Source organism: Bacteroides sp. AF32-8BH, assembly GCF_003435205.1.
Lineage (GTDB): Bacteria > Bacteroidota > Bacteroidia > Bacteroidales > Bacteroidaceae > Bacteroides > Bacteroides ovatus.
The window spans coordinates 57,482-68,473 of sequence record NZ_QVLZ01000025.1; the positions used below are offsets into that span (position 1 = coordinate 57,482).

Below are 10,992 nucleotides of genomic sequence, written 5' to 3' on the forward strand. Positions count from 1 at the left end.
CATTTTTGTATTAGCATTATAGGGGCATATCTAACTAATATTAATATGTCCCTATTTAAATTGAATCACAATGAGCAAGAAAATACCAAGTGCCTTATTGTTGAATGATATACATGTATCAAAAGACAATATTCCAGAATTTCAAAAAAACTGGGACGAGGCTTTATATATATGCGATCAATATGGGATTGAAGATATGATAATTGGTGGAGATTTGTGGTTATCACGCTCTTCTCAAACACTTAGCACACTCATGGCTGTTCGCCAAGCTATCATAAAAGCCACTAAAGCCGGAATAAGCATTACCGTTGCCGAAGGAAATCATTGTAAAGTTGACCAGGAATCAGTTCTAGGGTATAGTCATTTGTTTAGTGAATACCCCCATGTCTATGTTGTTGATGACTATTCGATTATTAATATTAGCAACGATGTAGAACTATATATAATGAGCTATTTTCCAGAAAACGGAAGTTTCGTAGAACGGCTGAAAAAAATGGTAAAGGCGGAATTGAACGCGTCTGTACATAATATCCTATATATTCACGAAGGAATAAACGGGGCACTTAGCACGCCTAATGAAAAAGAACTGCCCACGAACATTTTCAGTGATTTTGATACAGTTCTTGTAGGACATTATCACAATCGTTGTATTATCAAAGGTACCAACATTGAATACATAGGTTCTTCCAGGCAACATAATTTTGGCGAAGATGAAGAAAAGGGCTATACCATTATATATGATGATGGTAGCCATGAATTCATAAAGAACCAAGTTAATATTCGCTACAAAGTTTTGGACATAAAAGCTAGTCAAATCAATTCAAAACTAATTGATAAGCTGGATGATATGAAAGCGGATGGAAGATACAAGATTAAAACAAGAATCAGTTGTACAAGCCAAGAAGCTCCAAATATTGATAAACAAAAACTTCTGGAAGCGGGATCTTCAAAAGTGGAAATTGTTACTGAAGACGTAGAAATTACAGAAACAACAGCCCACTCTTTAGATAAAAAATTCGACAAATCTGGTATTAAACAAGAATATACTAGTTTTTGTGCTAACAAAGGAATCATAAATATAGAAATGGGGTTGCAATACCTCGATAAAATCAGTTAGTATGTGGACATTAAGACAAGTTTACGCAAAAAATCTATGCGCCTTTAAGCAATTGGATTATACATTGTTGCAAAAACATACAACGCTGATTTTTGGCAACAATATGGATAATGATTCGCAAGGTTCAAATGGTTCCGGAAAATCTGCTATGTTAGAAGCAATCGCCATTGGGATAACCGGAGAAACTCTTCGTAGAATAAAAATGGATGAGATAATCAATGATGCAGAAGATGAAGCGACCGTTTCCCTTTTGCTCCAGAATAATACTACAGGAGAGTACTTATCTATTAAACGTGTTATCTCCCGTAAAACAGCACAGATAATCAAAGTTTCTATATATGATGATGAAACTGATTGTAACATAAAACATATAGAACAAGCCGGAGTTGCAGATTACAATAAATTTATACTTGAAACACTGGGGCTGACTAAAGATGATGTTTTCTCAAACTTCATTCTTTCTAAGCACAAATATTCGTCATTTCTCTCCAGTTCTGATCGCGAGAAAAAAGAAATCATTAATCGTTTCAGTAATGGTGTAATGGTGGATGAATCTATCGCTGCATTACAAGAGGATATGATACCGATTCAAGAATCATTAAAACAAGCAGAATTGAATGTAGCGAATCATACCGGACGTGTTGAAACATTACAAGAGCAAATCAACACAGCTATTACAGAATCAACAGAGCGTTCACAAAAGAAAGCTGAACGTATAGCAAACTGGAATGAAGCTATTGCCGGGAAAAGAGCTTATATCCGTGAGCAAAATGTTCTCATAAATAAAAGTGACGAGTTACTGGAGCAATATGATAAAACAGATGAAGTATTGCAAAAACTGGAAAACAGTAAAAAAGATACCGGTGCATGTTTTGAAATTATTTCAGAACGTTTTACTTCATGCGCTTTGCCATTACCTAAGGATTTTGCAGCTATATCAATTAAAAATCAGAAAGAATTGGAGGTTGTTACAACAGAATATTCCAATGTACAACAACAGCTGATTCAGCATGAGAAAAAGATTGCAACAGCCAAATCCTCTTATGAGAAGCTGTTAAAACAACATGAGAAGTTTCAAGAAAACTTCAAAAAGAAATCCACCAAAATTGAGAATCAAATAAATGAATTATTGGATTCTATTAAAAAGTTGGATGCCGAGAATAGTAATCTTAGATCACAAAGGACTAAGTTGGAAGCAGATATAGCCAGCCTCCAAAAACAACTTGCCGGAATTATCGTTTGTCCTAAATGTCAACATGAATTCACATTGGCTAATGATATAGATATAAACGAGGTTAAACTAAGATTGCAAGACCGAAATGGAGAGACACAAGACATTCTCCAAAATATTGAGGCTAATGAAAAACGCATTTCAGATATTACAACAAAAGGACGCGAAGCTCGTAAAGAACAGGATGAATTGAATCGCAGTAAAATAGAATGGTCGAATAAGATTACCGAGACTTGTACGGCATTGGATGAATTATCACGTAATACGTCTTATTTAACCAATAAAATGCAAAACCTCCAGCATCAAATGAATACCCTTCAGAAATCCATTGATGATGCGCGTACTAATTTATTTGATGATTCTTATGCAATATTAGATGAAGCTATTAGAAAGCAAGAATACGAAGCAAAGCAGGCCGAGTTGAATATTAACAATGCTAATGGAGCTATTCAGTCATACGAAGAATCTATTCGTGACATCGAAAACTCTTCCGAAACTGACATGATAGAATCTCTCAAAGCCAACAAGAAAAAATATGAGAAAGAATTGGTATTAGCCATTTCTGAAAAAGAAACTATTGAACGGAAATTAAATTCATATAAAGAGCAAGAAGCAACCTTTACTGAATTTAAAACCCATCTGGCTAATACTAAAATTGATGCTCTTAGTCACATAACTAACGAGTTTCTGGAAGCCATTGGTAGTGACATTCGTATTGCATTTTCCGGTTTTACAGTCTTAAAAAGCGGAAAAATCAGAGATAAGATTTCCATTTCTCTTATTCGCGATGGTGTAGATTGTGGCTCTTTTGATAAATTTTCAGAAGGTGAAAAAGCAAGAGTTAATCTAGCTAATATTTTGGCAATGCACAAACTTACCAATGTAAATTGCGATGACGATAAAGGACTAGATCTCCTGATACTTGATGAAATATTAGAAGCCACTGACGAACAAGGGCTTTCCAACATTTTTGATGCCCTCAATCAATTACAGATTACATCTTTGGTAGTCAGTCATGGAAATATAGCTGAAGGCTACCCATACAAGACTGTAGTCAATAAACTTAATGGCGTTTCATACATAGAATGATTAACGAATCAAAAAACATTAAAAATGAGTCAATAAATCAAATTACACGTGATAATGTGCTTGCATTAGATATAGCAGAGCACTGTGGATATTACTCAACCCATGAATCGGGAACATGGAATTTTACCCAAAGAAAAGGCAAAAATGCGACCGAGCAACATAAAATGTTTTATGACACACTGGTTGAATTTATCCAAAAATACAACATCAAATTGATTATCGCTGAAGATGTATGCGTTTCAAAGCATTTCATTGCAGCGCGAAAACTATCCGAATTTAGAGGCATATTATATCTGATATGCGCCCAGCTTGGACTCCCGGAACCAAAATTCATAAACGTTAGCACAGTAAAAAAATGGGCTACCGGTGACGGAAAAGCTGACAAAAAGAAGATGATTGAATATTGCATCAAACGATGGAATATTACACCAGTCGATGACAACATGGCTGATGCAACCCACATCTTCAAATATTATGTAAGAATATACAAACTTTAGACAGAAAATGAGTTACGCAAGAAACATAAGGCGTAGGCAACAAAGAGAAGGCCAGCCCCATTTAATGATGCTAGGAAGCTTGCTAGGAGATTTTTACGAATTCCTTAGTAAACAACCCCAGCCAACAGACAACGAGGTAAGAAGTAATTTTATCTCTAGTAATAATAAGTGGAAGAAGTATTGTAAAGTCCACAAATTGATGAACTCGGATCACTTGTTTGTGTTCAATGTTCAAGAGGCGTGGAAGAGACATACTCAGCAGTTACCACAGAACCCATAATAATAAGTGATGAAGTAGCTGCACGGCGAAAAGCCCTATTTGATAAATACGTAACACCGTACAACCGAATGATATACAAGTTATGTATGCGCTATACTTTTAATCCTTCTGACATAGAAGACAATTACATAGAAGTGCTTACCAACATGTATAAATATATCGAGACATATAATCCAGAGCGTTCTGTACAAACATGGCTCCATATTGTAACCAAACGATGTGTTTTTGATTTGGATCAACGTAAAAAAAGGCATCAAGACATGTTGAGTGATGATAACGATGTGGAAACATTTTCTTCCAGTGAATCTATTGTAGATTTTGACGAAGTAAGCTCTAACGTAATGGGTATTGACAATTATCAAGAGTTATACAGTGATGATGTTTTAGCTGCATTAAAACAGTTGAAACCACAATACAGAAGCGCACTTTTGTATCAACAGGCAGGATATAAACTCAAAGAAATTGCCGAAATCGAATATCGGAACGGTGCCTTAGAATCTCGCAATATCGAAACTGTCAAAAGTCGATTATTCTTGGCGCGTCAACAACTTCAACAACTATTGACTCGTGATGGAAAAAGAAGAACGACTGACGAAACAGATTAAGACAGTATATACAGAAATAGCCAAGCGTTTGGTAGACCCCTCCTTCTCATTCCCAGAGGGAGGGCAAGCCAAACGCCAACTATCCAAATTTATTGTCAACTTTACTCAAATTTGTGGTGGAGAATTTAATACTTCACGACTTGTAGACTATTGTGTATTCCAGCTTCATAAAAACAGGAATGCCCAATATCAACGTACATTAGCTCCAAAAACATTTGGGACTACCGCTCTTCAAAAATATCTATCAATGTCTTCCAAATCCAAGCAATATCTGGAAGACCAATGGTTATCTGAAGCCAATCTAACCAGAGCCTATCTAAATTCACTAATCTGTAAAAAAGAGCATCCTCAGTCTAAGTATATTTATATGCCATCTGAAGAATGCACTAAGAAACGGAGTATCAACACAGATATTGGGTTTCTAATATGCTCTACATCCACATTGATGTGGAGTCCATTCTCTCCAGCATGTCAAATATGCACAAATGTTGAGAAATGCAAGCAAGAAACCGCGATAAAATATCCAGAGTTATACCGAATAAGACTCGAAGAATATGGCGAAAGAAGATAACGTATTAACAGAAGATTTCTTATTTGAATTATATTACGCTTGTTTTACATACGACTATGTATGTAGCTTAGTGTGTGAATATATGCAGAAATCGTACCTGCCTGGTAGAGATTTTCAAGCATTGCAGGGGTATCTGTGCAAATACTTCGCAGAACACAAATCATCTCCTACCCTTAATATTATCAGCCAGATAGTTTCTGTCAACAGAGAGGTTTCAGCACTTTTAGAAGATATAAAAGACTGCGCCGAAGGAGTTGAGCCGGAAATTATATTGGAACAGTTTGAAAATTATCTAAGACAAGTAAAATTTCAAAAGACTTACAAAGAGATAGGTGAACTTTATGCAAAACAGGATCGTGACAAAGCAATGAAGTTGCTCCAATCATTTGCAGAATGGCAAAATGATTTCAGCTTGCGTCAAAACTCTTTTGTTGATGTAGTCGAAACCTTTGAATCCCGTTTTAGGCGTAATAGAGAAAAACACAATCAAGAGTCAAGATTTAAACCAATCACCAGATTTTATATTGATGGTCTGGATGAAATGAACGGTGGACGAGATTTACGTACTCAATTAACATGCCTCTTAGCCCCTACTGGTGTTGGGAAAAGTCATGCCGCACGTTGGATTGGAAAATGCGCCTCTCAAATAGACGGATTAAACGTACTTCATTTCCAGTTAGAAGGTTCTGAAGATGAAGTTGTGGATGCTTATGCCGCGTCACTAGTTTCCTGTAATTCTTATCGTTATAGTACTGGTACACTAAAAGACCGGGAATTAGAACGAATGATACAAGAAATCAAAGCAATGTCTGGCACCCTAAAAGTCAAATCCTTTCCAAAGTTCGCTAATCAAGTGTCTACCATTGATATAAAAAATGGTATTGCTGAATACAAAAAAATCTATGGCATATCTCCAGACGTTGTTATCATAGATTCTATGGATTTGCTAACAGATTCCAGCGGACGTAGATGGTCAGAAAATGGAGAACGCCACAAACGAGTTGCTGTAGCTAATGATTTAAAGGACTTGGCAGGTGACGAAAATGTCTGGATGGTTGTGACTTATCAGGCAACTATAGAAAATAGAGAGTGGCTTAACGATGAACAAAATGTATTGACTGAATATAATTGTTCAGAAGCCAAAGGTTTGAGCAGACCAATGACTCATCTTATTACTCTTAATCAAAGCATCAATGAAATGCGCGAAAATGTCATGCGCCTAAATGTTGCAAAATCACGATTCTTCAAAAAAGGAGACCCATTTAAAATTGCTACTGATTATGATAACGAATGTTTTTATGACAGAGCAAGAACATTAAATATCAGCAAAGTTGCGTAATATGGAATTGAGTAAAGAAGAAAAAGAGTATATAATCCAAGAACTTTCTATTGAACTACATGCAAAACCGGATGGTAGCGGAAAGAACTTGATTGTCCCCCAGTGCCCTTATTGTGGGCATGAAGGGGGGAAATACGGTATATATATAGGTAAAGCAACCGAAAGGAAAAAGCCTTTTATGGCACACTGCTTTTCGTGTGGACGTTCAACCCAGACATTAGAACAATTGCTAACAGATATAGGCCGTCAGGACTTAATTATAACAGATACTTTTGATCTTGATGGAGATAAAAAAATTAATGATTTTTCTTTTCTGGAAAACGATGACAGGGAAATAGATGACTCTCTGTGTGTTGTGGAAATGCCTGAATATTATAAGCGCACTCATTTTAATCGGTATTTAAGAAAACGTGGATTTACTGAAGAAGATTATGATTTCTTTCCAGTCGGCACTACACGTAACATGAACTTCAAGTTTAATGATTATGTAATATTTCCGATTATAGACAGTGGAGATATTGTTGGGTATATTTCTCGGCATATTTGGGATAAAGCTGATATTGATGAATATAACCGTAAAGCAAGTCATAATGGAAAATTCCAAATTATGCGTTATAGGAATAGTACTGAAAACGATTTTGTCAAATTATTATACAACTATGATAGTATAATTGAAGACGAAACAGATACCGTAATCCTTGTAGAAGGAGTGTTTGATGTCATTGCACTTACGCGAAAATTAAACCTGTATAATAACCCATCTGTGGCTGTTGTTGCTACGTTCGGGAAGAAAATCTCTGATACACAAATTTATAAGTTACAGGCAAAAGGGGTTCATACAATAGTCATTGGATATGATGGAGACGCTACAGAAGCTATAAAAAAGACAGGTGATCAACTAAATGAATATTTTGATTGCTATGTTGCCGATATAGAAGATTCCAGCCAAGATTTCGACAGCATGGACTTTTGGGAGATATATGACACATTCGCTTTCAGACTGAAAACTTTAACCGAATATAAATTAAACAAAATTTAAATATGAATCCTGATTTATTAAATTGGCTAGATAATAATAAGATGTGTTTCAATATCATAGATGAAGATGTTATTGAAATCACGGGCTTTGGTAAAATGTACTATGAAGATACTAGTATGATTAAGTCCATCTTCCGTACTGATACTGACAACAATATCAAGTTCAATACAATGGAAAACATTCAAACATTACAAGAAGAAGACATTAATTATATAGTATTTCAATTTGGAGACAACTGGTATTATTATGACACAAGAAAAGACTTTGAATTTCAAATTTTAAAGTATGTAGGCAATAGGAAGCCATTAAACCATGCCCAAGAATTTGTAAACTTAGGCATACATACCCCTTTTGAATTGCTCAATGGAAGTTTTTCGCTAACAGATTGGATAAAAAAAGCCAAATACTTAGGACAATCCGCATTAGGTATTTGTGATTACAATACAATGGCAGCAACCCTTATTCTTCAAAAAGAGTGTGAAGCTGCTGGCATTCAATGGGTGTTTGGATATTCACTTACATTCACTGATGGTATCGAAAAGATAGATGCCAAAATATACTGTCAGTCACAAGAAGGACTTCAAAATTTGCTTAGAATTCAAAAATGTATAAATGTAGATTCAGAAAATAAAATCATTGATTTACAAGATCTTCTAAAACATGGAGCCGGTAATATAATTGTATTTAGCAAATATGCGTCATTTTGGTTGAAAGAAATAGGTAATAATCTTGACCGTTTTTTCGATAGTTTTGACGATTGCTTTTATCAATTAGATTTATCGGAATTCAAAGCTGAACGTATTGATATTAAAGTACTAGATGCCACAAAATGTTACTTTGACTACATATATGATACAGGCGATCTACCTCCAGTATTAATTTGTGACTGCTATTATTTGGACAAAGATGATGCAAAAAACAAAATCATCCTTAACAAAATTGCTGAAGGGGCAGCACATGAACAAAGTGATGACCAATATTTTAAGGACTTGGACGAACATTGGACTACTATGTCTGGCTTGTTTGATGAACACAAATGGGACATAGAGGATATATTCAATTGGGCGTGTGAAAATACTGTTAAGATTGCTGAAGGGGCAAAAGCTAGATATGAAATTGAACGCAACTTTATGCCTCAATATGACATGGCTGACAATGAAAAATCAAAGTACGCCAACCGACATGAAATGTTTTTGGATTTGCTGGAAGATGGGTTCAACAAACTGGTCCCCAAAGGTAAAGAAGATATATATCGCAAACAATTAGATTATGAGATTTATGTATTGGAATCAACCAACAACGTAGATTACATGCTCGTACAATATGATACTGTTAATTGGGCACGCAAAAATGGAATATTAGTGGGATGCGGACGTGGTTCTGCTGGAGGGTGTCTAGTTTTATACCTATTAGGAATAACACTTATAGATCCAATAAAATACGATTTGTTATTTGAACGCTTCCTTCTCCCTGAACGTGCCGGACTATACCCTTCAGATGTAACCATTATTGGAGATGACGTAGATTCCAATCAATATATCGAAGTTACATTAGAAAATCATAAAACTTATAAAATAGACAAAGACGCACAGTTACTTGTGAAACGTGCCGGAATGGATGATCCTATTGTAGTATATGCAGATGAACTGCAAACTGACGATGATATTCAATTTGATAATCGAGATCTTTTATTTACTCTAAACGAAATTTGATTATGATTCCAATTTTAAGAAAAGTGGGATGGGATTTAAATCCCAATGACAAGGTAGTTAATGCCATCCTCAAAAGATGTGAAGCCAATAATGGCGAGTGTCCATGCCACAATGACTCCGAAGACAAACGATGTCCGTGCAGTTCGTATAGAGAACATGATGTTTGTCATTGCAATTTATATGTAAAAATCGAAAAATAAAAAGGTATGGAAGATATGATTTTGACAGAAGAGATGCAAAAAATAATGAATCTCATTCAAGATGATGAGAATAATGTATTCGTAACAGGTAAAGCCGGTTCTGGAAAGACTACATTTCTAAAATATCTAATTGAAAAATCCGGGAAGAATTGCATTGTAGCTGCCCCAACAGGCATAGCAGCCATTAATGCAGGGGGCGTTACATTGCATAGTCTATTTGGCATTCCTTTTGGACCTATTACGCCTTACGACCGACTGGAAAACAAATTTTCAGAATACAAGGTAGAACTATTGCTCAAAATGGAGTTGCTGATTATTGATGAAATAAGCATGGTACGTCCAGATATTCTGGACACCATTGATCGCAAACTACGGTGGGTTTACGAAAGTGATGAACCATTTGGCGGTGTACAAGTAGTAATGTTTGGCGATCTTTTTCAATTGCCTCCAGTAACAAAGAAACAAGAAAGAGAAATATTGTCTGACTTTTATGATGGCTTTTTCTTTTTCAACGCCTTAGTTTTCAAACGCACAGGTTTCCACATTGTAGAGCTAACAAAAATATTCAGGCAAACAGAACCTGAATTTATTAATGTACTCAACAATATTCGTAATTACCAAGTAACATCCGATGAACTGGATTTATTAAGCGAATTGAAAGACCGCAAAATTAGTAGCAGTTATGATAACGAATACATCCATATTTGTACACACAAAGCTGATGTTGAGAAAATTAATGCCGACAAATTAGGGGAACAAGAGATACGAAACTATGATATAGTTATCAAGGATAAGTTCCCAGAATCATCTATACCATGTGATTTACATTTAAAACTTCGAGTTGGGGCAAGAGTTATGTCATTGGTTAACGACTCATTAAAGGGTTATTATAATGGTATGCTTGGAATTGTGACCGCATTAGAAGATAACGTAATTACAGTACGTATGGATAATGGCCGGACTATCAAATTTGAGCGTTATACATGGAGTAATACGCAATATACTTTAAAAGATAATGAGATTGTAAAAGAAGAAATTGGTTCATGTACTCAATTCCCATTAACATTGGCATGGGCCATTACCATTCATAAAAGCCAAGGACTTACATTCGATAAAATTATCATTCATGTATCACATACTTTTTGTCCTGGACAACTATATGTAGCCCTTAGCCGATGTAGAACGCTGGAAGGCATCGTTTCAGATGCTTTTATCACCAAACAAATGATTATTCCAGAATATGCTCTAATTGATTTTGAAAGGGCATACAAATCAGAAGGTAACTATTATGGTAAACGGTTAGATTAATTAA

9 protein-coding genes are annotated in these 10,992 nt (G+C 35.4%); all 9 read left to right on the forward strand.

The window, feature by feature from the left end:
- Positions 1-70 precede the first annotated feature (70 nt).
- The 9 genes from DWZ47_RS17800 (at position 71) to DWZ47_RS17845 (ending at position 10,988) form a co-directional block, all read left to right on the forward strand.
- Positions 71-1,117 carry an exonuclease SbcCD subunit D gene (locus tag DWZ47_RS17800; RefSeq protein WP_109115699.1) on the forward strand — a complete coding sequence of 349 codons (1,047 nt, stop codon included), beginning with the start codon at positions 71-73 and terminating at the stop codon, positions 1,115-1,117.
- 1 nt (position 1,118) lies between these two features.
- Positions 1,119-3,437: a hypothetical protein gene (locus tag DWZ47_RS17805; protein ID WP_109115698.1), complete on the forward strand. Its 2,319-nt coding sequence runs from the start codon at positions 1,119-1,121 to the stop codon at positions 3,435-3,437.
- Positions 3,434-3,934: a crossover junction endodeoxyribonuclease RuvC gene (locus DWZ47_RS17810; protein WP_008647870.1), complete on the forward strand. Its 501-nt coding sequence runs from the start codon at positions 3,434-3,436 to the stop codon at positions 3,932-3,934. The genes DWZ47_RS17805 and DWZ47_RS17810 overlap by 4 nt, the downstream gene beginning before the upstream one ends.
- A gap of 240 nt (positions 3,935-4,174) precedes the next feature.
- Complete coding sequence (locus tag DWZ47_RS17815) at positions 4,175-4,819, forward strand: RNA polymerase sigma factor (RefSeq protein WP_050396634.1); 645 nt, start codon at positions 4,175-4,177, stop codon at positions 4,817-4,819.
- Positions 4,785-5,390, forward strand: a complete 606-nt coding sequence (locus DWZ47_RS17820) for a hypothetical protein (RefSeq protein WP_225684202.1) — start codon at positions 4,785-4,787, stop codon at positions 5,388-5,390. Before DWZ47_RS17815 ends, DWZ47_RS17820 begins: the two co-directional genes overlap by 35 nt.
- Entirely contained in the window at positions 5,374-6,729 is a 1,356-nt protein-coding gene (locus tag DWZ47_RS17825; RefSeq protein WP_008647873.1) for a DnaB-like helicase C-terminal domain-containing protein, read from the forward strand. Before DWZ47_RS17820 ends, DWZ47_RS17825 begins: the two co-directional genes overlap by 17 nt.
- Before the next feature lies 1 nt (position 6,730).
- Complete coding sequence (locus DWZ47_RS17830) at positions 6,731-7,768, forward strand: toprim domain-containing protein (protein ID WP_117514015.1); 1,038 nt, start codon at positions 6,731-6,733, stop codon at positions 7,766-7,768.
- Between the two features lie 2 nt (positions 7,769-7,770).
- Positions 7,771-9,480, forward strand: a complete 1,710-nt coding sequence (locus tag DWZ47_RS17835; protein ID WP_117514017.1) for a PHP domain-containing protein — start codon at positions 7,771-7,773, stop codon at positions 9,478-9,480.
- Positions 9,481-9,686: 206 nt separating this feature from the next.
- A complete protein-coding gene (locus DWZ47_RS17845; protein WP_008768550.1) occupies positions 9,687-10,988 on the forward strand; it encodes an ATP-dependent RecD-like DNA helicase in 1,302 nt (433 codons plus the stop codon).
- Positions 10,989-10,992 lie beyond the last annotated feature (4 nt).